Here is a 22,432-nt window from a genome sequence, read left to right as displayed (position 1 = left end):
GGTTAAAAACGAGGGCGTCCTGTCGCAACGCCTGCGCGGGCTCGTCCTGCGCGCCCACTGATTGACGTTTCACTTGATCACCTGCAGGCGATTGACCCTGCTGTCCCGGGTACCCGTCAGAAAGCAGCCTCTTTCCTTCGCATAGCGGATATACGTTAATATATCGGCTGTGATCCGTTCGCCGGGAGCAAGAATCGGGATGCCGGGCGGATAGCACATGACAAATTCACCGCAGATCCTGCCGCTGCTTTCATTGAGCGCAACCGATTCACTTTCCGCATAAAACGCTTCCTGCGGCGCAGCCACAACCTGCGGCCGGATATATTCCTGGCTGAGCATGCCCGTTTTATCTCCGGCATATTGCCTCCGGATTTCAGACAATGCCGAGACAAGTCGTTCGATATCCAGAATCCGGTCACCGATCGACAGATAAGCCAGAATATTCCCAATATCACCGAATTCAATCTGGATATCGTATTCATCACGCAGCGTATCGTAGACCTCAATCCCCGCCAGACCAAGCTCCAGGGTGTGTATCGACAGCTTCGTCCGGTCAAAATCATAAATGGTATCCCCGTTGATGAGCTCGCCTGAAAAGGCGTAATAACCGCCGATCCTGTTGATCTCAGACCGGGCATATTCCGCCATCGTGCTGACTCTGCTGAAAATCCGCCGGCCGTTCAGAGCGAGATTACGCCGGGAAATGTCCAGCGAAGAGATCAGCAGATAGGAACCGCTGGTCGTCTGCGTCAGGTTAATGATTTGGCGGACATACCCTTCACTCATCCCATGACTCGTCAGCAAAAGCGAGCTCTGCGTCAGCGACCCGCCCGACTTGTGCATACTGACAGCAGCCATGTCAGCACCGGCGGCCATCGCGGTCACCGGCATCTGTTCACCAAAGTAGAAGTGCGTGCCGTGTGCTTCATCAACGAGAACACGCATGCCATATTCATGCGCCAGATCCGTGATCGCCTTCAGATTGGAACAGATGCCATAATAGGTCGGATTGTTGACAAGGACCGCTTTCGCATCCGGATTTTCGATCACAGCCTGCCTGACATCGTCAAGAGACATGCCCAGAGAGATCCCCAGATCACGGTTCATACCGGGATTGACATAGACAGGCACCGCACCGCTCAGAATCAGGGCATTGATTGCGCTCCGGTGCACATTACGCGGCATAATGATTTTTTCTCCGCGCTTGCAGACACTCATCACCATACTCTGGACAGCTGAGGTGGTCCCGTTCACCATAAAAAACGCGTGTTCCGCCCCGAATGCCTCAGCCGCGAGGTCTTCCGCATCCCTGATGACCAAAACCGGATGGCAGAGGTTGTCGAGCGGCTTCATGGAATTGACATCAACCGACAGGCAGCGGTCGCCGAGAAAATCAGCCAGTTCCCTGTTTCCCCGCCCTCTCTTGTGCCCGGGTACATCGAACGGAACAACCCGCATGGCCTTAAAACGGTTCAGCGCTTCAAGTACAGGCGCCCGTTTTTGTGACAGCTGGTTCATTTTATTTCATCATTCTCCGTTTTAAAGCCTGTCCGGGTGACCGGCAGGCTGTCCTATTTTTTACAATCAGCCAAATATATTGGCACCACTGAAGATTTCGATCATTTCCCTGCGTAAACTGCTGCTGATTTTCAACCGCTCTTTCGGAGGAATTTCCAGTACATCCCGGTTAAACAGATAATTCTGCAGATCCAGTTCCTTAATCAGCATTTTAGTATGAAACAGATTCGCCTGATAAACATTGATATCCGTAGCATCATATTTTTCCAAAGTCGTTTCATCAATATAATCCTGAATTGAAGTCATCCGGTGATCCATGAACAGCTTCTTTCCGTCCACATCGCGCGTGAATCCGCGAACCCGGTAATCGGCCGTAATGATATCGGAATCGAAGCTGCCGATCAGATAATTCAGCGTATTAAGCGGTGTGATCTCACCACAGGTTGCCACGTCAATATCCACCCGAAAGGTAGCAATCGCATTCCCCGGGTGGAATTCCGGATAGGTGTGCACCGTCACGTGGCTTTTATCGAGATGTCCGACGATCGTATCCCGCGCGTCACCGATCCGGCCGAGATTACAGGAGGGATCGATTTTGTCCGCCGGGAACTCCTGCTCCGCGATCAGCACCGTCACACTTGCGCCCTGCGGATCATAGTCCTGCTTGCTGATATTAAGAACATGGGCACCGATCATCTCTGTGACTTTACAGAGAATCTTCGTCAGACGTTCCGAATTATACTGCTCATCGATATAAGAAATGTAGTCTCTCTGCTCACGCTCGCTCTTTGCATAGCAAACATCATAAATGTTGAAGCTCAGTGCCTTTGTGAGGTTGTTAAAGCCATACAGCTTCAGCTTATTTTCCAACCCTGTCCTCACAGCCTTTCTCTATATTCAGGTAATTAAAGGATACCAGGCAGAAAAAAACGGGGATCCATTCAAGTGACAGGAACATCGTCGTGAGGGTTAAATGAAGAGATTATCCAATAAGAGACAAAAATCAATATTAATTATATACAGAACAGAGGGTAAGTCAATATAAAAAAATACACTCGCACTTTTTGCGATGTTGATTTTTTTCATCATGCCAATCTAAGCGGCGCAACTTTTCCATATGGTCAAAGGGCTGCCTTCCTGGCCGGGCGACTCTTCTTCTGCGTTTTGCGCTCCCTTTCAAAGCCCCGCAGGCCGTCTTTCATCTTGCAAGGGCTTACATCCTACTTACTTGTCATCAGATGTTTTGTCCTGAGAGCAAAAAGTAAGATAAGTGGAGATTTTCCGATTAGGGGCAGAACGGAACGGTTTTCGGGGGCATATAAGCGGAATTTTTCCGATTAGGCCAGGAAAAAAGCTCCATTTCCCGTTTTCTGAGTTAATAGACGTGGAATCTCTCCGTCTATTTTAGCTGTTTTTAAATTTAATGACTCAAATAAGCGGAATTTTTCCGTCTATTCATCTGATCATGCGCTTAACCTGACCCCCCAGCCGATAAGAGCGGATCCCGGGAACCCCCCCTCTGTATTTTTCATATTGTTGTAAATCGTCTCAGATTTTGACCATACGCCTTCAGGTTTTCCTTATCATCCCCGAGTTTGGACCGACTTTTCTGTGATTTGGTCCGACTTTTTTCGGGTTTGGACCAACTTTTCAGGGATTCGGATCAACTTTTCTTGAATTTGGACCAACTTTTCACGGATTCGGACTGATACATTAAACTCATAGAGATCATCGTCCCACTGTATTTTTCATATGTTTTGACCCTGCGACTTCCCCTCTGTTTTGGAAGAAATTAACTTCACAACTCATTGCAATGAACTGCCGGGCGCCTCTTCCGGGCGTGCCTTCAGAGCTGATTGGCCATCTTCTGAAAAATCGCGTCCCAGTCCCTGCTCTTCGCGAGGCGTGTTCTTCTTGCCTTCAGGTCAGGATCATCTTTTCCCCGCAACATTTCTTCACATACATGAATAAAGGTATCGGTATCGGAACGGTCGATCTCGGCATACACCGAGTCTGCTGCATAAGCGGCGGTTGACGGCAGATTGATGCCGACAGCCGGTTTCCCGGCAGCGAGAAATTCAAACAGTTTCAATGGAAAAACAGCCGCATTATACGGAGACAGTTTATAGGGCATGATCCCGACATCAACCAGCTTCATGTATTTCGGTACTTCAGCAGGGGACACGCTTCCGGTCCAGATGACATTTTTTTCCTGAAGCAGCTCACGGAATGCCGGGTCTTCTCCTGTTCCATCCGGTCCGACAAAAAGGAAGAGCCAGTCCCGCCTTTTTCGCGCCGCGTCCTGAATCAGACGAAAATCCAGTTTTGGTTTGATGCCGCCGATATAGCCGAGTACAGGCCCCGTGAAATGCTCCGGAAGGACATGGTCCGCCGCGACGGAAGATTGAGCGAACAGGCTGTAGTCGACGCCATTCTCAAATGTCCGTACGCGTGTGCATTTATCCAGCTGCACCCGCTGCGTCACCTGATTTCTCAGATAATCAGAGGTGCAGAAAATGAGATCTGCCCGACTGATAATTTTTCTCTCAGCATGGGAAATCAGAATACTCCTGAGCCGGTAGGGCAGCGACATCTTGCCGCTGATCGGCGCCGCCCAGAAATCACTGCAGTCATAGATCACCTTATCCCATGCATACAGATTCATTACTTCAGGGAAGAGCGGGCACGTAAACCACAGAAAGACGTGTGCATGCCCTCTGAAACGCTCAAGCATCGCATGAAGTGCTGAAAGCTTCTTTTTATAATAAAACGACAGAAAACGCCCGAAACGGAATGCCTTCTGAGGAAAAGGGTCCGGTACAGCAAACTGAAGAATGCCACCAGGCAGCTCCGTGAAGCCGGATAAGGTCCGGTCCGGCGTCGGACAGAGCCAGATCACCTTCTCTGTTTCCTGCTGCTTCTGTAAAAAGCCGGCGAGACGATGGCGGCGGTACCGGAGTCCGTCCTGAGCCCATACGCCTGTTGCGACAATAATATGTACATGTTTCAGCCGGATCATCCCCCTGTTATGAAAAGCGTTTGATAGCCGCGTTTGCCGCATAATGGCAGAAATACCAGCAGGCCTCAGGAAGCGGCAGACCCTCCACCCGGCGAAACACAAACCAGGTCTTTTTTGCCGCCTTCCATTTATTCCCTGACAGGGCGTTTCGGCTGCCCACACGATACGCCGACAGGTTCTCATCCAGACCATAGGCTGTAAACCCTTGCTTCAGCAGCTTCAGCCATGTGGCCAGATCCTGACGGGAACGCAGATCAGGCATCTGAAATCTGCCGGTCTGATTGCGGTCAATCATCACAGTCAGGCAGCCGACGATGGTATTTTTCAGCAGATCATGATACGTGACGCGCTGCGGGGCATGAATGATTTTGTTCAGTGGCCGGCCTGATGCATCCATATATTCATAGCCCGTGAAGGTAAAGGCATACTGATGTTTTTTCATGAAAGCAAGCTGTTTCGCCAGTTTATCCGGCTTCCAGCGATCATCACTGTCCAGAAACGCAACAAAACGTCCGCGTGCCAGATATAAAGCCTTGTTGCGCGCAGCGGCAGCCCCGCTGTTTTCACTGAGAAAGACGGGATGGATCCGTTCATCGGCAAGCGTCGCCGCCACAAGTTTTTCCCGTGTACCATCTGAAGAACCATCATCGACGATCACCATTTCCCAGTTCGCAAAGGTCTGAGCTCTTACGGAACTGATTACCTCTTCAATCGTCTTTTCCGCATTCCAGGCCGGGGTGATCACCGATACCTCCGGATCAATCTGTACCATAACGGGACCTCCTCACTGAACTTCCGATCAGGATTTTCTCTCCCGGACAAATTCCGGGAACACCGCCCAGAGAATCACTAAGGTCAGACCAATCATCACGCCGAGTACCGCACGTTTCTTTGGTGTAAAGGGGCTGCCGATACTTCCTGAGGCAGCTGCGGCCGGCTCCAGTAATTCTGCCGGCCGAAGAGCGAGCCGATCGGTTTTCAGCTTATAAAGGAAACGTTCACGGTCAACAGCTGTTGCGGCCACATTGTCCGTCCGGCTGACGGCCTGGATACTCTGATCAATCACGGCCGTTTTTTTGTTATATTCCTTCTGATCAAGCCGGATAAAAGCTTCAGCAATCCGGTTGGCCGTATTCGCTGCTTCTGCTGCTGAAGTCCCGGTGTACGTCAGCTGCATCCGGCCGGCACTGAGCGTCGCTACATGCAGACGGCTGAGCAGGCCATTCTGTTCTTTCTCCCACAGATCGGGCATCTGTTCCTGATAAAACGGCGCATTCGTCAGAAGCACCGTGACCGGTTCCTGTTCATTGAGTACCCGGTTATGATGGCTGCCGAGGATAAGCGTTACGGCAGCTTTATAACTTGCCGGTGCCCCGCCTGTCGGTACGAACCAGCCGATCAATCCGAAGAGAATGGGAACACTGAGTGCGAGCCACAGATATTGACGCAGTCGCGCAACACTATGAGAAATCACAGGCAACCCTCCTGTCCTCTGATCTTTTTTTCAGAAAATCGCTTCTTTTGAAGTACAGAAACAAGGGCGACGATAAATCCGAGAAAGGTCCAGTGAAAATACAGATTGCTGACGGAACTCGGACTGATGCTCGAAATCAGAAAGGCGATCATCGACGTCATGGCACCTTCAGCCAGCATGCGCGGTTCAGCGCCTGAAAGTCCCCGGCTGTTCCGGTACAGTCCAAAAAAGAGCGCGGCGTACACCGCCAGATAACCGGCAGCTATGAAAATGCCGAAATTTCCGGCAATCTCTGCAAGCCAGTTATGGACTTCATAAATCTGACCGGTCGGGTACCGCGGCTGATATTCCAGATAGACGGGCAGATTGCCGGCACCGACCCCGAAGCCCCAGGAATCAGCCAGATAACTGACTGTACTCCGCAGCAGATTCATCCGCACCCTGTTCGATGAGGGGGCAGCGTTCACCGGATCCTGCGGTTCCTCCATCGCCAGGTGACCCGGCAGTCCGTCATGGAGCGTGGCATAGCCCAGACCTGCGGCCAGCAGCAGGAAACCTGCCGTCACGCCGATTTTCTTCAGCTTCTGCGGCAGGAGTAAAAAGACGTAGAACGCCATCCCTGCTGTCACGGCAAGCAGGCTGGCACGCGAATCCGTCAGCCAGATAGAATAGACGGACAAAACGGCTGCACCGGCTGCTAAACCTCTGATCCCTCTGTTTTTCACATTTCTCGCGCAGGCAAGATAAAAAAAGACTGAGATGGCAAGCAGCGTTGCAAAATCGTTCTGATTGGTGAAAACGGCTGTCGGATAACCCAGCTTGTACGCCGGTCCGCCATAAAGCGTGGAGGTCGGCAGCTGGATCTTTGCGAAATGATTGATCAGGCCGATCAGAATCAGGCATCCGCTCATCACCATCCAGATCCTGAATACAGCGCTCAGCCGGCGCATGCTTTGGAAGGCGAAAACCGAAAGAAAAACGAATGCGATTCCGGTATCGATGAGAAACAGATACCTGATGCCGTCGATCACCGAACGCGCCCAGAGAAGTGACACCGCCCCGTAAGCCATCCAGAACAGAAAAAAGTACAGGATGCCTTTCACTTCGACGTCCTGCCACAGGTTCGCAAGACCACGCCGTCTGAGAGCGAGTGCAAAAAGAATCATCAGACAGACGAGCATCATGATCCGGTATATAAATAAAGTGAAAAAGCCTGCGGGCAGGCTCAGCAGTGACTGATTCAGAAAGGTTGCCGCGAGGAACACATACATCGCGCCTGTCAAAAGGTCCTCTCCTACGACTGTTTTTCTGATCAGAAGGCACGCTGCAATCAGCGCCCATGTCCACAGGATAAGGAAAAACAGTTGTTTCGGCGCGGAATCGACAAGCAGTGCCGCAACCAGACCGGCAAGCAGAATCGCCAGCAGTCCGGCTGTTCCCGCCGCCATCCGATTGATGTGATTCATCATGTAATCCCCTGTTTTTTTATCTATATATATGAAACTTCTCGCCTCAGAGCACCGCGTTCTTTGCTTTCCGCACGCTGCCTGCTGTCTCGCGCAGGCCCTTTCGAAGATCCCAGGAGGGCGCCCACTTGAGCAAGGATTTCGTCTCTTCATTTGAAAGGGTACTGTTCCGGATATCCCCCTGACGCTCAGGGCCATAATAGACACCAATATCGGACTTCGCTGCTTCTTTCATCATCTGGAAAAGCTGATTGATTGAAACGGATGTACCGGAGGAGACATTGGCAATAAAACTCTGATCGACTTTCAGGGCACAGGCAACCGCTTTTGCAACATCCCGGACGTAAATGAAATCCCGGGTCTGCCCGCCATCGCCATAAATCATCGGCGGCGTGCCTTTCCTGATTCGATCAGCAAAAATGGACACGACACCGCCTTCACCCGCCGCGTCCTGTCTCGGTCCGTACACATTACTGAACCTGAGGATCCCGTAAGGCAGGCCATAGAACTTCCGGAACAGATCCAGATAGTGCTCAACCGTCAGCTTGGCCAGACCGTACGGAGACTCCGGGTGAGTCGGGTGATCCGCTGTGACAGGCAGAAATGTCGGATTGCCGTAAACCGCCGCTGAGGAAGAAAAAACGACCTTTTTTACTTTCGTCAGCCGGGCCGCATTCAGGATATTCAGTGACCCGGAAACATTGGTCCGTTCATCAAACAGTGGATCCTCCACCGACTGACGGACACTGACCTGAGCCGCAAGATGGATAATAAAATCAGGTTTGATGGATTGAATCAGATTGATGACCGACGGATCAGCAATATCACAGATATATAAATCAATCGGCAGCCCGGCAATATTTCTGTGATGGCCGGTGGAAAAGTTATCCATAACCGCGACATGCATGTTCTGTCGAAGCAGTTCTTCAACGACATGGGATCCGATAAAACCGGCACCGCCTGTTACGATCGCTTTTTTCATACAGCATTCCTCCAATTTCTGAGATGGGCTGTTACCTTGCCCCTTCACCTGTCAGCAGCACCCTGACGGTCTTCAGCATGATTTTCCATTCCAGAGTGAAAGACAGATGACTGACATATTCAAGATCAAAAATCAGTTTTTCCTGCGGCGTCAGATCATATCCGCCATTTACCTGGGCAAGCCCGGTCAGACCCGGTTTCACAAGCAGACGATTTTTAAAACCGGGGATTTCCCGGTCAAACTTTTCCGTGAAGAACGGTCGTTCAGGACGCGGTCCAATCAGTGACATGTCCCCTTTCAGTACAGTCAGCAGCTGAGGTAACTCATCGATCCGTGTTTGACGAATGAATTTTCCGACCTTTGTGACCCGGGGATCATGAGCTGCTGCCCACTGGGCACCGGAGCGCTCAGCATCTTTTCGCATGGAGCGCAGTTTTACCAGATTAAATGTTCCGCCGCCCTTTCCGACCCTTTTCTGGACATAAAAGGGAGAGCCGGGCGTCTCAAGAACAATCAGAATGGAGAATAAAAGGACAACAGGTGCTGCGATCACGATACCCATTGCAGATAAAACGATATCCAGTCCGCGTTTGACGAACAGATAAGGTTTGACCTTTTCAGGCAGGGTTACTTTCTGCGCACCGACCATTGAATAACCACCATAAGCCTTGATCTGTTTCTCTGCATGCATACAAAACGCCCCACTGTTCATTCAAGAGTCCGTTCGGAACTCCGGAAAAGCACCGGAAAAAATCTGCCGGTCAGACTGTTCCCGTAGACAGGTTTTCCGCTTCCTCCGGAAATAAGTTCCTGTTTTAATGACATAAACAGATGAAGAAAAACTTTCCGACCGGCAAGTCGCAGGCACGCCGGAGGCTTCGTTTTTCTGATCCTTTTCCCATAAAAATTCTTTCTTAATCGTATTATAAAAACCATATATAGAGGCACTATGGTTTTTGTATAAATTTTGTGTAAATTGTGGTGCCCTTTTCAGGGAAAGCAGGGTTTATGACAAGGGAAAACGTACCGGGACGGGCAGAAAGAGAGATTACTTCTTTCGAAAGCATTCACATGTAACAGGATCCATGCTCTTATCAGCATACCCAATCAGAGCAGGGCAATATACTTCAGATTCCCGGCACGCGGCAGAGGAAGCTGCTGAAAATAGAAATCAGTCGTTCAGGTGCATGATACAGGCGTGTAATTTTTCACCCGCCCGCCGCCAGGACCAGGCTTTTGCATTCAAAAATCCTTTCTGAATCATATCCTGCCGCAACGCATCATCGGCCAGCACGCTTTCCACCGCAAAAGCGATGCCATCCGTATCAAGCGGATCAACCAGCCAGGCGGCATCCCCTGAAATTTCCGGCAGAGCGGACACGTTGGAGGCAATCACCGGGGTTCCCGCCGCCATGGCTTCCAGAACAGGAATTCCAAAGCCTTCATATAAAGAAACAAACAGTTTAATCGATGCCAGCTGGTAAAAGGCTGCTTTATCCCGGTCATCCACAGCATCAGTAAAGCGCACGTCGCTTTCAATACCCAGCTGCCCGGCCAGCTGTCTGAGCGGCTCACTCCCGTTCGTGATCACCAGTTTCACCGAGTCCCTGACTGCTTTCTGAACCTTTGCGTAGGATTTAAGAACAGAAGTCACGTTTTTATGCTTACGACTGGACCCGAAATACAAAATGAATTTTTCCGGTAAGTGATATTTTTTCCTCACCTCTTTCAGCCTTTCCGGATGAAACGGCGTGTGGAACCGGGCGAAATCAACCCCATTGGGAATGACATGAATTCTCTCTTCAGAAATCGGAAAATACGTGAGAATATCGCGTTTTGAACACTCCGAAACCGTCAGAATGTCATCAGATCGACTGATGGCGTCGCGAATGTAAGCTAAATAATCGGCTTTGACCGACTGATTCTCCATTTCCGTTTTTAACGGAATCAGGTCATGAATGGTTGAAATCACTTTGCCGTCAAGACGGGCCCGCGGCAGCTTATAGTTGAAATAGAGATAAATATCACTCGAACTCCGGCAGATCCGGCGCATGGAAACGGGCAACAGGGACCTGTGCGGGCTGTACATCCATCTGGCGGGGATAAGCGAAATCTTGGTTGGAAAAGGAAAACGGGAGAAGGACTGCGGCCTGGTGTGCCAGGTCAGAAAGGCATGTCCGGAGCACGTCAGGTCAGGATATTGCACCAGTTCCGTAATTAAATGACGGGCAAAAATGCCAATACCGATTCTTTGGTTATTCACTTCCTGCATGCCAAAATTAACCTGCATCTGTCATTCCTCCCGGGTTCATGAAAAATCCCATTCTTTCTTTTTTCTGGTTTTGAATATCTGCATTAACTGCCTGATTGTTCCTGCCTGTACAATCAGGACGATCACAAGCAGGAGCAGGTTGACCGGCAGAATATATTTGATGGGAAACGCATTCATCACGGCCCCGGCAAACAGGATCAATAAAACCAGATGATGTTTCCACGCCGGAATCCGGATGCCGTTCCGGTTCGAGAAGAAGGTTCGTGCGGCAAAAAAGAAAAGGTAAGCGCAGCCTGTTGAAGCTGCTGCTCCAGGCGCCCCGAAGCGAGGAACCAGTACAATATTCAGAAGCGCATTGGGAATCAGCGCAATGAGTCCTGTCCAGATACTTAAATGCGTTTTTCTCGAGAAAACAATGCCCAGACAGGTGGTCTCACTGATCGTGAAAATGACGGGCGGCAGGCATAAGAAAGCAACAATATATCTGGCTTCTGCATACTGAGACGAAAGAATGACGGTTATGAAATCTTTAAACAGGAGGACGACGATCATGACTAGTGACATGAAGAGGAGCACCGTGTCGCTGACCGTCCTGAAATAGCGGATCTCCTTGCCGTTTTCATGCCACCGGTAGGCCGTGGGGACCCAAAAGGTCGTAAAACTGGTTTGCAGAAGAGAAACCACCGCAGCAATTTTCAAAGTTGCCGTAAATATCCCGATCTGGTAAAAACTGCTCCAGGCGTAAAGCGCCAGTCGATCCATATAATGCAGCAGGCTGGATAACGACGTCGCCACAACGACCGGTAAGCCGAATTTCAGCATCCGCGTAAGAAGACGGCGATCCGGAGAGAAACGGCGGAAAGCAAACAGCTTCCGGTACCTGATCACGAGATAGACATCGCCGCTGATCTGACCGAGTACGGTCGCATAGACAACGGCCAGATAATCGCGGCGAATGAACAGGACAAAAAGCAGGGTAAAAGTGAGAATACCCAGCTTGACAAAAATATTCAGAAGTGAATACTCCAGTGCACTTTCACGCATTCTGATGGAAAGCAGAATATAGCGTTCAACAACCATAAAGGCCAGCATGACGCCAAAAAGAATGGCAGGGAACGGTTCTTCCGGCGTCCCAAACAGCAGCCCGGACACTTCATGCGGCAACGCCAGTGTCCCAACAAGCACGACGAAGGCCAGAGTGAGGGGAATGATCACCGCGTTCTGAAATAATTTCAGCTTATTATCGACGACATGATATTCCCGGGTATAGGCCTGATCCATTCCAAGAAATAAGAAGGTGCCGAAAATCATCTGAAACAGAAAAAACATACTGGCCCGGCCATATTCATTCGGATCAATAAAATAGGTGGTCAGCGGAACGGTCACAAAGGAGATGAGCGCCCCAATCACCGGACCGACAGAAAAGCCGATAAATTTTTCGATAAATTTTGCCATAGATCGTCTGAATCCCCTATCCGTGCCGCAGTCCGCCCGTATTTTCCTGATGCCCGGCTCTCTTCACGTGACCTGTTGATCCTGCCCTTTACGGATTACTGCGGAAGGTGCGGGACTCCTGCGTAAGAAGCAGAGCGAGGCTCCGGCAACGCGTCCCGGGCAGGGAGGCTCACGGACGCCCCGCGGGAAGCGGGCACTTTGCGTGAAAAACCACAGCCCCCCTGAAATCAGAAAAATATTGTTCATCACTGAGCCTCCGGCGGTGCCTGCAATCGGCCGTCCGGCATTTTTTTCTTCATCGGTTCCCCCGAAAGCAGGCAGATGAGCTGACTGTTCTGACGCCTGATCTGAAACTGGTCGGCAACCGTCTGCCTGGCCTTTCCGGCAAGATCCGGCCACAAATCCGGTGATTTCAGGGCACTGGCCATCGTTTCTGTCAGACTGTCCGGATCCTTCTCCGGAACGAGATACCCGTTTACTCCGCTTTGAATCAGTTCGGGAATCCCACTGTGAAGGGTGGATACAACTATTTTCCCCATCGCCATCGCTTCCATCAGCTGAACCGGGATGCCTTCCATATCTCCGTCGTCCGCCGTTATGCTGGGTGCAAGAACCATCTGTGCTTCCCGCATCATGTCAATCCACTCATCCTGCGTCTTCCAGCCGGCAAGGAAGACGTGATCTTCAAGACCCAGATCTGCAATCTGCTGCTGCAGCTGCGCGTGCAGCGGACCATCTCCGGCTATCCGGTATCGGACATCATATCCACGTTCAATCAGCCCGGCGACGGCTCTGATGGCGAATGAAAGCCCCTTTTTCTCAACAAAACGGGCAGCAGATACGATATGGACGGGCGATGCCGGCTGCGCAGGACAGAAGGAAAATTTATCCGGATCAATGCCCATGTGGTGCACGATGGTCCGCGAAGGATCTGCCCCCAGCCGGATCAGCCTCTTTTTCCAGAACAGGCTGATGGGAAGCAGCATCGTCTGCGACCGGAACAGGTCCTGATAAGCCTGCTGCCCTTTTGCCTGAAGATAACGCAGCATATCATAACCATGAAAAGCCGTGAAAAGCCGGCCATGAAGCAGCCCCAGATCAAGGCATTTCCTGGCCAGGATGCCGTTCGGACCAAAATGAGCCAGAATGACATCACGATCCGTCAGATCAATCCGCCTGAGCGCCCGGATCATCAAAATCAGGTTGGGATAACGAAAAAGATCCCTGAAGGCGTTCGGATGGATCCCTTTTTTATGTATGAACCGGTCCAGCGTGAGCTGTACCAGTCCTCCGGCAAATTCTAACGTTTTCTGAAACTTTCCGCCCGGCCTGCCGGTCCCATAGTAAAAGGTCCGCTGCGCAAGCCGGTACCGGATCACGTCAGGATGTACTTTCCGGTCCGGCGCCGCTTTCTTGGCCAGAATCTGTACATCATGCCCGGCATCTATAAGCCCGGTCATCTGATTCAGAATAAAAGTCTGCGACAGTTTGGGAAACTCGCCGACCACAAACAGAATGTTCATAGGTGTATGTCTCCGTCCCGATATTCATGTCAATTTTCCTCCGCAGCCCGCAACGAATAAAGTGATTCAGCTGATCAGTTCCGGAATGTGTGCCGGCCGGCCGATGGAGTAATATTCTACATTCGATTTTCTCATGGCGTCGAGACGGTAACAATTCCGGCCGTCAAAGACAATTGCCCGCTTCATCAGCCTGGTGTATGTGGCCGCCTCCATCTTCTTAATATCCGGCCAGTCGGTCACGATCACGGCACAGTCGGCCCCGGAAAGGGCGTCACGGAGCTGATGGGTATAGAGGATACCGTTGTCTCCAAGAAGCTTTCTGGCCTGGTCCGCTGCAATCGGATCATACGCGGCAATGTCTGCCCCCAGCGCAGCCAGTTTCGGAATAAGGACCAGAGCCGGCGATTCACGCAGATCGTCTGTATGGGGCTTGAAGGCGAGACCAAGCACGGCGATCTTTTTCCCTTCAAGAGATGTAAAGCGTGCCAGCAGTTTTTCAATCAGCAGGATCTGCTGATGATTATTCACCTCAATCACGGATTGAAGCAGATTAAACTCATGGTGATGGTTCCCCGCGATCTGAACGAGCGCGCTGGTGTCTTTAGGGAAACAGGATCCGCCGTATCCGATACCCGCTCTGAGAAAATCCGGACCGATCCGATGATCCAGTCCCATTCCTTTTGCCACTTCTTCAACATTAGCACCGAGCCTGTCACAGATATTGGCAATCTCATTGATAAAACTGATCTTGGTCGCAAGAAAGGCGTTTGATGCATATTTAATCATTTCGCTGCTGGCAATATCCGTCTTAATGATCGGAATGCCAAATGGCCTATTGATTTTCTCCAGAGTGTCGGCCGTCTCACGATTCTCAGTTCCAATTACAATCCGGTCGCCACGAAATGTATCATTGACAGCCGAACCTTCACGGAGAAATTCAGGATTGGAAGCGATATCGACCTGAACGCCCTCCTTCGTCCGGCTGTTGATCAGCTCCCTGACCCGTCTGTTCGTGCCCACCGGTACGGTACTTTTTATCACAACGATCACATGTCTGTCGATGTGATCTGCGATATCTGAGGCAGCTCTCTGAATATAGTCCAGATTGGCTGATCCATCCGGACGCTGAGGTGTACCCACCGCAATATAGATCACTTCAGCTCCGCTCAGCCCTTCACGGTGCCGGGAAGTAAATAACAGCCGTCCCGCGTCCATGTTTCTGCGCATCAGTTCTTCGAGCCCGGGTTCATAAATCGTCGGAACACCGCTGCTGAGTTTCTCAATTTTTTCCGGATCGACGTCGATGCAGGTCACCGCATGCCCGATTTCTGACAGGGCTACGCCTGTCACCAGCCCGACATAGCCTGTTCCTATGACTGCGAGTTTCATCTTATCTCCTCACATTCTCCTGATTCTGTCCCCCGTTACAGGGTCTGTACGACCTGAAAAATCAACATTTATCATAATCTGTCTGCATTAAGCTACTGTTAAATCAGATTATGATTCCTGTTAATTTTTATTCTTTCCGTTCCGGTTGCGGCTCTTCCTCTCCGCCGGATATCAGATGAAAGTGACAGATGATCTTGCGCGGGTTGCCAATGCGCCTGCGTTCCCGGAAAAAAGCCCGTGCCGCATTTTCCGATAGTTCAACGTACCTGACCAGTTCAAAATTATGGCGCAGCGCGTAAACCGATACGGCATGAGTGATCGCCGTGGCTTCAATGACTTCTTCGGGAAGCGCAATGTCAACAGGAGACGACGGTGAGCCCGTCGTATTCAATAAATAAGGCGTAGCGGAACATCTGCAGGCCTCCCTGTGGTCATTTCTCTTATTAATATGCCACAGCGGCCCGGCCGCTAATCACAGGCCTTTTTCACCAATTTTGAGGCAACAGTCTATTTATTGAATGAAAACAGAAGGAGGCTGATGGATATGATGTCCGGTATAGACTGTGCAACAAAACTTACAGAACAATCCGCTCGACGTCTGAAAAGTCAGGGGGTGGATGCGGTCGGCAGATATATCGGCCCTGCAGAATCATGGAAAACGATTACCCGCGGTGAAGCAGAGGCCATACAGAGGGCCGGCTGCAGAATATTCAGCATCTGGGAAACCCGTCCAACACGGCGTGCCTATTTTACGGAAGAACAGGGGAAAAAGGATGCGGAAAAAGCGGCCCGGTATGCGGGGCAGATTGGCCAGCCGGAAGCCTCACCGATCTTTTTTACAGTGGATTACGATGCCGCCCCGGATGACTTCGGTGTGATTCGTGCCTACTTTCAGGCGATCCGGTCCCGCAGTCAGAAATACAGGATCGGCATTTACGGATCGTTTCGCATGATTGAGGACCTGCGCGGCAAGGGGCTCGCCGATTTTTATTATCAGACTTATGCCTGGTCTTTTGGTCATGAGTCGCGCCACGCGGACATTTATCAGTATCAGAATAACCGGATGCTGGCCGGTATTCCTGTCGATCTTGACCGAATCCGCAACCCGTCAGCAGTCTGGGGACCGGCCAGAAGCGCTGTGAAGCATCCGGCCGTCTCCCCGGCCGCTGTTGTCCCCTATCCCGGCCACCTGATCCGGCGCGGCAGCAGGGGGCGGGACGTGGTCCGTACTCAAAACGCGGTGGGTGCTGTACCAGACGGGATTTTCGGTCCGAAAACAGAACAGGCCGTACGCGCCTATCAGCGTCGGCACGGCCTTGTCGCCGATGGCCTTGTCGGCCCGGTCACATGGCATGTCCTTTTTTGAAGAAAAATTTGGCGATCTTCTATTTACGCCGGAGCCTTTTTTCGGATACTGCAGCAAAAGAGCCGGGGGCATCCCCGGCTCTTTTTTACTGTAAAGCTTAATATTTCAGATTGACAAACTTGATCGTGACATAATCATCGATGCCCTGATGCCCGTTTTCCCGGCCGATTCCGGATTGTTTGACCCCGCCGAAAGGAGCCTGCGGGAACGCTACCCGAGGACTGTTGACGCCAACCATACCGTATTGAAGGCTGCGGCTCACTTTGGCGATCCGCGCCAGATCCTTTGTATAGAAATAACTGGCGAGTCCATAGACTGTGTCGTTCGCCATGGCGATCACCTGATCCGTGTCGGAGAAAGCGATAATCGGCAGCACTGGTCCGAATGTTTCCTCATAGAAAATCTTCATTTTATTTGTTACTCCGGTCAGAACCGTCGGCGCGTAAAAATAGCCTCTGGCATAATCGCCGCCTGTCAGCCGTCCACCGCCTGTCGCAATCTTTGCTCCCTTTGCCGTCGCGTCAGCAAGCTGGCGATCGATCTTCACAAGGGCGTCCTCACGAATCAGCGGACCGGCATCGACACCTTCATCCAGCCCGTTGCCGACTTTCACCTGTTTCACCGCAGCTACCAGCTGTTCAGTAAAGGGCTTCAGAATCGATTCATGCACAAAAATCCGATTTGGCGATGTGCAGACCTGCCCATTATTTCTGAATTTGGCTGCGACAAGATCCTGGACCGTCTGCTCAAGCGGCGCGTCATCAAAGACAATGAAAGGCGCGTGACCGCCCAGTTCCAGCGCAACCTTCTTTACCGTATCCGCCGACTGGCCAAAGAGTCGCTTTCCAACAGCTGTTGAACCGGTGAACGCTATTTTTCGTACGATCGGACTTTCTGTCAGAACCTTTCCAATCGCCGGGGCATCACCCATGACCAGATTAACGACCCCGTCCGGCAGGCCCGCTTCCTGGAATATAGCTGCCAGCGCCGTTGCCGACAGCGGTGTCTCCGGGGAGGGTTTGAGTACGACGGTGTTTCCGGCAGCAATGGCGGGAGATATTTTCCGTGTAATCATTGACGATGGGAAGTTCCAGGGTGTGATTGCACCGACAACGCCAAGCGGCTCTTTCTGGACAAGCAGCAGATGCCCGTCCGGCCCGGGGATTGTTTCGCCATAAATGCGCCGCAGTTCCTCAGCATACCAGCGTACACTTTCAGCCCCGGCAAGAATTTCACCTTTAGCCTGGGCGACGGGTTTCCCCTGTTCAATCGTCATAATCCGGGCCAGCCGGTCTGCCCGCTCTACAATCAGATCTGCCATGCGCCGCATGGTTTTCGCCCGTTCATCAGGAGGCGTCTCCGACCAGGTGACAAAAGCGTCAGAAGCTGCCGCTATCGCCTTTTTCGTATCGGCCGCACCGCCACGGGCCACATGTGCAACGACCTCACCGGTTGCCGGATTAATCACTTCATCTGTTTCGCCGCTTTCCGCGTCAATCCATTTGCCCCCGATAAAAAGCTGATCAGGTGCATCTTTGATTATTAAAGTACTGCTCATCATAACACCTCATCCATTTTATGATCACAGTCACGTCAGTTTATGTGGTGCAGAACACTTATCTCTCTTTTTATTATGAACGAATAATCCGATGATTGCCATTATTTTGCCGGCCCGGCTGTGCAGCATTCAGACCTTTGAAGCCAGGCATTCTGCCAATGATTCTTCCAATATAGAGACCGCTCTGTCGACTTCTTCTCGGGTTATGATCAGGGGAGGGATAAACCGGATCACATTATGATCAACACCACAGCTAAGTAAAATCAGACCTTTTTTTAATGCCCGTTCTCTTAACCGGCTGACGGTCCGGCTGTCCGGTTTTCCGTCTTCAGTCCCGCATTCTAAACCAATCATCAGTCCCATACCGCGGACATCTTTGATGACGGGGAATTTTGCGGAGAGATCCACTAATTTCTGTTTAAAATATTTTCCTGTTTCCTTAACCTGTTCAAGCAGGCCGCCCTGAAGCAGATCAAGAACAGCAATGCCTGCCGCACAGGCAATTGGATTACCTCCAAACGTCCCCCCGTGTGCTCCGGCCGTCCATTGATCCATCAGTTCATTCTTCCCGATCACGGCACTGAGTGGAAATCCATTGGCTATCCCTTTTGCCACACACATGATGTCCGGCTTTACATGAAAGTGCTGCCAGGCGAACAGTTCTCCCGTTCGGCCGAATCCGGACTGAATTTCATCAAAAATCAGTTTAATCCCGTGTTCCGTACAGATCTGTCGTACTTGCTTAACAAATGCTTCTGGCGGTACAATATATCCTCCTTCACCCTGCTGTGGTTCCATGATCATAGCCGCAACCTTTTCCGGAGCAATCAGATACTGGAAAATCTCTTTAATGGATCGAATACATCTCTTCGTTTCCTCTTCTTCCGAAAGGCCGCTTCTGAAACAATAGGGGTATTCCGCATAATAGACGCTCGGCATCAGGGCTTCATATTCTCTCCGATAGGCTGAACTGGAAGCCGTAACAGTCATTGCCCCGGCTGTTCGACCATGAAAGCTGCGTTTAAACGAAATAATACCTGGTCGTCCGGTCGTCCACTTGGCCAGTTTTAAAGCACCTTCAACGGCTTCGGCACCACTGTTTGAAAAGTAGACCTTATACTCATGATCAAGAGCGGCACTTAATCGCTCAGCCAGTTCAACATAGGAGGGATAAAAGACTACATTATGACCGGCGTGTACCAGGTTCTCCATTTGCTGTTGTGCCTTTTCCATGACATAGGGATGATTGTGCCCCATATTCACGACACCGACACCGCTCGCAAAATCCAGATATTTCTTCCCATTTGTATCCCACAAATAAGCTCCGCGCCCTTTCACAATTTCAAGTTTCGTTGCCCGTCCCGTCGCAACCGGTGGCATAACCTGACAGGCACGCTCATATAAGCTCTTTTTTTCCATAACAATTCCTCTTTCCCCTGGATTCATCTTATGAATTCTGTCACTATTCGATTATGATAAAATTTAAATATGGATGGTTAAGTTATTTAAACCATAAAATGGTCAGGAATGCAGTCACAAGAATAGAGGTAAACCTCCAGGTATCCAGCTTCGCTCAGCGTCACATGGTATTTTCTGAGATGATGCACGGCGCACTGGCTACGGATTTGAATCCTCAGAAGATTCCATTTTTTCTCGTCCAAGTTCTCGAGGAAAGCCTGACACGCACCTCAAAAAGTGATTTTTTTGTCTTTTATGATAACATGATAATATGATAAACGGAAGAAAATTACCACTCAGGGGGAAAATGAAACTTGAGTGAAGGAGTGTTTATTCGTGTACTATTTTGTTTTTCTTATGTTGCTTTTGGCCTTTATTTCCGCCGCTCCACTTTTTAAAAATCCATATTTGAAGTATGGATATTTAACATTAGTCATAATGACTATCTTTTTTGCAGGGTATAACGGAACTTCCCATAGTATTATCAACGTACCTGATCCCTGGGCGACATTAATTATTCTCATTGTTTTTTCACCTGTTATTTTCAAATTGATGAAAAGAATAGAGAAAAAGAATGAAGGTAAAGACAGTGGTATCTGATGATTACTATGATGAAAGAGTTGTCACTATGGTATCTGCGTTTGAAGTAGCATTTTCTGTAATTGTCAGATCATTATTTACTGTAACACGGCCTTCCTGCCATAATGGCAAACAGGCTCCTCTGAATGATTAAACCCGGCAGGCTGACATAAGAATCACCTGCCGGGTTTCCATCATCATGCATAAAATCCTCAGACTCTTTCATTTCAAAACTTTTTTGTACAGATTCATAAAGTTCCCGCCAAGGATCATACCGATCTGATTGTCCGGATAACCCCTTTTAATCAGTTCTTCAATAATAAGAGGAAAATCTCTGTGGCTGCGGATAATGTCAAAGTTGTCCGGTCCGGTATGTCCGGCAGGTTTCAGCGGGATATCCGTCATCGAATGACAGATATCCAGACCGATACCCACATGCTCGGCACCGACCAGTTGAACCATGTAATCCAAGTGATTGATTAAATGGGCGACATCGCCTTCTTCATATTTGTCAGAAACAAACATATTACAGCCGTTCATTCCAATGACTCCGCCTGTCTCGGCCAGTGCGCGGATCTGCTGATCTGTCAGATTACGTTTTGATGAAGCTATCCGCCTGGCATTGGAATGTGAAGCGATGACGGGCGTCTTAGCGCGACTGAGCACATCCGCGAATCCCGCATCGTTCAGATGGCTGACATCGAGAATCATAGACATGTTCTGGGCCTGCTCGATCAGGCGGACACCGAATTCAGTCAGGCCGCCCTGCTGTCCCTCGTCAACATCGGCGAAATGGCAGCCGTCTGCTGCTTCATTGCGCCGGCTCCAGGTCAGTCCGACAAAACGCACCCCCAGCCTGTAGAAAATCTGCAGCAGATCGAGATCATTGGTCAGCGGGTCTACGCCTTCAAACGATAGAAGAATAGCCAGTTTTCCCGCCGCCCGGGCAGTAACGATTTCGTTAAAGGTTGTGCACAGCTGCAGTTTATCCGGCGATTCCTTCATTTCCGAGTACAGCGCGCTCACCTGATCGAGCGCTTTCTTCAGCCCCATTTCAGGAAGATACTGGCTGGATATGAACAGGGAGCAGACCAGTACATCAACACCGCCGGCTCTGATCCCCGGGAGAAACTCCGTCTCAATCACCTTTCTGTAGCCCAGCTTTCGCCGAAGATCGACTTCCATTAACAGATCAAAATGAGCGTCCACTGTGATGAATTGATGTTGCAGGCGTTTTACGTGCTCCTCAAGGGTTTCGGTCATAAAAGTCCCTCCCGCTTATTATTTGAACGTGTCCACTCGATTCACAACATGGGTCGGCAATTCATGGCGGATAAACCGGCGTACATTTTCAATCGTTACCTGAGCGACACGCCAGATACTTTCCTGGGTTGTTCCGCCGATATGAGGCGTTGCAATCAGATTCTCGAGGTGCGGAAGAGGGGGCACCGGCGGCTCCGATTCAAAAACATCGAGTGCCGCCCCGGCAATCTTCTTTTTTTTCAGGGCATCCAGAAGGGCCGGTTCATCGATCAGCGCCCCGCGTGAAACATTGATCAGGAAGGCAGTCTGCTTCATTTTTTCCAGTGCCCCTGCATCAATCATATGAAAATTTGTTTTTTTCAGAGATGTACTGATCACAATATAATCGGATTCTGCAAGGAGGTGATCCAGATCGACGAAGGTAGCGCCGATTTCCGCCGCTTGATCAAAGTCCTTATGAACCCCATAGGTCATCAGCTTCATGCTGAAAGCCGACGCCATCCGCGCGATTCTCTGTCCGATAGCACCGAATCCGATAATCCCGAGCGTTTTTCCGTAACATTCAAATCCATTGCTGTGATTCCAGTGGCCATCCTTCGTCCGCCGGTCCAGCTGCGGGATCATCCTTGATATGGAAACCATCAGCCCGATCGCCAGCTCGGCAACGGAAATGGCGTTTTCTCCTGGAGCGTTGCTCACGCAGATTCCTTTTTCCGTCGCATACTCGATAGCCACATTATCCAGTCCTGTCCCTGTCTTCAGGATATATTTTAACTGCGGTGCCGCATCGATGACTTCCCGGTCCGCGGGAGATACGGCTGTGATATAAATTTCAGCATCATGAATCGCATGAATGATCTTCTGCTTATCCTGTGCCTCATCGTACATCAGGCAGCAGACATCTGCCCCGGCTGCCTCCAGCTGACGTACCATGTCCTGATGGATCGGGTAATACGATTTGCCTACACAAAACAGGATTTTCACCTGCAGGTCACCTTCCTTCTTCAGCGGGCTGTCCTATGTTCTTCAAAAATTATATAACATCCTTCTACAGGAGTCACCATAAACGGCTGCGCGTATTCATGCGGATGCGAAACAGATCTGTTGCCG

The 22,432-nt window shown here is 50.5% G+C and carries 20 protein-coding genes; 2 read left to right on the top strand and 18 right to left on the bottom strand.

What is annotated here, in order from left to right; translation table 11 throughout:
- Positions 1 to 69: 69 nt before the first annotated feature.
- The 14 genes from ABNN70_RS07175 to ABNN70_RS07110 form a co-directional block, all read right to left on the bottom strand.
- On the bottom strand, positions 70 to 1,518 hold the full coding sequence (locus ABNN70_RS07175; protein ID WP_353949282.1) for an aminotransferase class I/II-fold pyridoxal phosphate-dependent enzyme: 1,449 nt from the start codon (positions 1,516 to 1,518) through the stop codon (positions 70 to 72).
- Positions 1,519 to 1,584: 66 nt separating this feature from the next.
- Positions 1,585 to 2,388: an adenosylmethionine decarboxylase gene (gene speD / locus ABNN70_RS07170; RefSeq protein WP_353949281.1), complete on the bottom strand. Its 804-nt coding sequence runs from the start codon at positions 2,386 to 2,388 to the stop codon at positions 1,585 to 1,587.
- A 976-nt stretch (positions 2,389 to 3,364) separates the two neighbouring features.
- On the bottom strand, positions 3,365 to 4,537 hold the full coding sequence (locus ABNN70_RS07165; protein WP_353949280.1) for a glycosyltransferase: 1,173 nt from the start codon (positions 4,535 to 4,537) through the stop codon (positions 3,365 to 3,367).
- 7 nt (positions 4,538 to 4,544) lie between these two features.
- On the bottom strand, positions 4,545 to 5,309 hold the full coding sequence (locus tag ABNN70_RS07160; RefSeq protein ID WP_353949279.1) for a glycosyltransferase family 2 protein: 765 nt from the start codon (positions 5,307 to 5,309) through the stop codon (positions 4,545 to 4,547).
- Positions 5,310 to 5,336: 27 nt separating this feature from the next.
- Positions 5,337 to 6,011, bottom strand: coding sequence for a hydrolase (locus ABNN70_RS07155; protein WP_353949278.1), 675 nt, complete (start codon positions 6,009 to 6,011; stop codon positions 5,337 to 5,339).
- Positions 6,008 to 7,477, bottom strand: a complete 1,470-nt coding sequence (locus tag ABNN70_RS07150) for an O-antigen ligase family protein (RefSeq protein WP_353949277.1) — start codon at positions 7,475 to 7,477, stop codon at positions 6,008 to 6,010. The genes ABNN70_RS07155 and ABNN70_RS07150 overlap by 4 nt, the downstream gene beginning before the upstream one ends.
- Before the next feature lie 46 nt (positions 7,478 to 7,523).
- Entirely contained in the window at positions 7,524 to 8,459 is a 936-nt protein-coding gene (locus tag ABNN70_RS07145; RefSeq protein WP_353949276.1) for an NAD-dependent epimerase/dehydratase family protein, read from the bottom strand.
- A 31-nt stretch (positions 8,460 to 8,490) separates the two neighbouring features.
- Positions 8,491 to 9,108, bottom strand: a complete 618-nt coding sequence (locus ABNN70_RS07140) for a sugar transferase (protein WP_353949399.1) — start codon at positions 9,106 to 9,108, stop codon at positions 8,491 to 8,493.
- 522 nt (positions 9,109 to 9,630) lie between these two features.
- The gene (locus tag ABNN70_RS07135; RefSeq protein WP_353949275.1) at positions 9,631 to 10,749 is read right to left on the bottom strand and encodes a glycosyltransferase family 1 protein; all 1,119 of its coding nucleotides are present in this window, start codon (positions 10,747 to 10,749) and stop codon (positions 9,631 to 9,633) included.
- An 18-nt stretch (positions 10,750 to 10,767) separates the two neighbouring features.
- Complete coding sequence (locus tag ABNN70_RS07130) at positions 10,768 to 12,186, bottom strand: oligosaccharide flippase family protein (protein ID WP_353949274.1); 1,419 nt, start codon at positions 12,184 to 12,186, stop codon at positions 10,768 to 10,770.
- Between the two features lie 63 nt (positions 12,187 to 12,249).
- On the bottom strand, positions 12,250 to 12,432 hold the full coding sequence (locus tag ABNN70_RS07125; RefSeq protein WP_353949273.1) for a hypothetical protein: 183 nt from the start codon (positions 12,430 to 12,432) through the stop codon (positions 12,250 to 12,252).
- Entirely contained in the window at positions 12,432 to 13,709 is a 1,278-nt protein-coding gene (locus tag ABNN70_RS07120; RefSeq protein ID WP_353949272.1) for a glycosyltransferase, read from the bottom strand. Before ABNN70_RS07120 ends, ABNN70_RS07125 begins: the two co-directional genes overlap by 1 nt.
- A 66-nt stretch (positions 13,710 to 13,775) precedes the next feature.
- A complete protein-coding gene (locus tag ABNN70_RS07115; RefSeq protein ID WP_353949271.1) occupies positions 13,776 to 15,098 on the bottom strand; it encodes a UDP-glucose/GDP-mannose dehydrogenase family protein in 1,323 nt (440 codons plus the stop codon).
- A gap of 127 nt (positions 15,099 to 15,225) precedes the next feature.
- Positions 15,226 to 15,489, bottom strand: a complete 264-nt coding sequence (locus ABNN70_RS07110) for a hypothetical protein (protein WP_353949270.1) — start codon at positions 15,487 to 15,489, stop codon at positions 15,226 to 15,228.
- A 153-nt stretch (positions 15,490 to 15,642) separates the two neighbouring features.
- Between ABNN70_RS07110 and ABNN70_RS07105 the strand changes: the two genes are divergently transcribed.
- A complete protein-coding gene (locus tag ABNN70_RS07105; protein WP_353949269.1) occupies positions 15,643 to 16,464 on the top strand; it encodes a glycoside hydrolase domain-containing protein in 822 nt (273 codons plus the stop codon).
- 97 nt (positions 16,465 to 16,561) lie between these two features.
- Here the strand turns inward: ABNN70_RS07105 and ABNN70_RS07100 are convergent, their stop codons facing one another.
- Together ABNN70_RS07100 and ABNN70_RS07095 are read right to left on the bottom strand one after the other, a co-directional pair.
- The gene (locus ABNN70_RS07100) at positions 16,562 to 18,022 is read right to left on the bottom strand and encodes an NAD-dependent succinate-semialdehyde dehydrogenase (protein WP_240697339.1); all 1,461 of its coding nucleotides are present in this window, start codon (positions 18,020 to 18,022) and stop codon (positions 16,562 to 16,564) included.
- A gap of 129 nt (positions 18,023 to 18,151) precedes the next feature.
- Positions 18,152 to 19,441 carry an aspartate aminotransferase family protein gene (locus tag ABNN70_RS07095; protein WP_353949268.1) on the bottom strand — a complete coding sequence of 430 codons (1,290 nt, stop codon included), beginning with the start codon at positions 19,439 to 19,441 and terminating at the stop codon, positions 18,152 to 18,154.
- 375 nt (positions 19,442 to 19,816) lie between these two features.
- Between ABNN70_RS07095 and ABNN70_RS07090 the strand changes: the two genes are divergently transcribed.
- On the top strand, positions 19,817 to 20,080 hold the full coding sequence (locus ABNN70_RS07090; RefSeq protein ID WP_353949267.1) for a hypothetical protein: 264 nt from the start codon (positions 19,817 to 19,819) through the stop codon (positions 20,078 to 20,080).
- 201 nt (positions 20,081 to 20,281) lie between these two features.
- Here ABNN70_RS07090 and ABNN70_RS07085 read toward each other — a convergent pair whose 3' ends face one another.
- Positions 20,282 to 21,322: a dipeptidase gene (locus tag ABNN70_RS07085; RefSeq protein ID WP_129930066.1), complete on the bottom strand. Its 1,041-nt coding sequence runs from the start codon at positions 21,320 to 21,322 to the stop codon at positions 20,282 to 20,284.
- A gap of 18 nt (positions 21,323 to 21,340) precedes the next feature.
- Positions 21,341 to 22,306 (bottom strand): phosphoglycerate dehydrogenase, encoded by a 966-nt coding sequence (locus ABNN70_RS07080; protein WP_353949266.1) that lies wholly within the window; start codon positions 22,304 to 22,306, stop codon positions 21,341 to 21,343.
- Between the last annotated feature and the right edge of the window lie 126 nt (positions 22,307 to 22,432).

Source organism: Sporolactobacillus sp. Y61, from assembly GCF_040529185.1.
Classification (GTDB): Bacteria; Bacillota; Bacilli; order Bacillales; family Sporolactobacillaceae; genus Sporolactobacillus.
The sequence above is the reverse complement of the archived record's forward strand: the minus strand, read 5'-3'. Positions and strand labels throughout refer to the sequence as shown.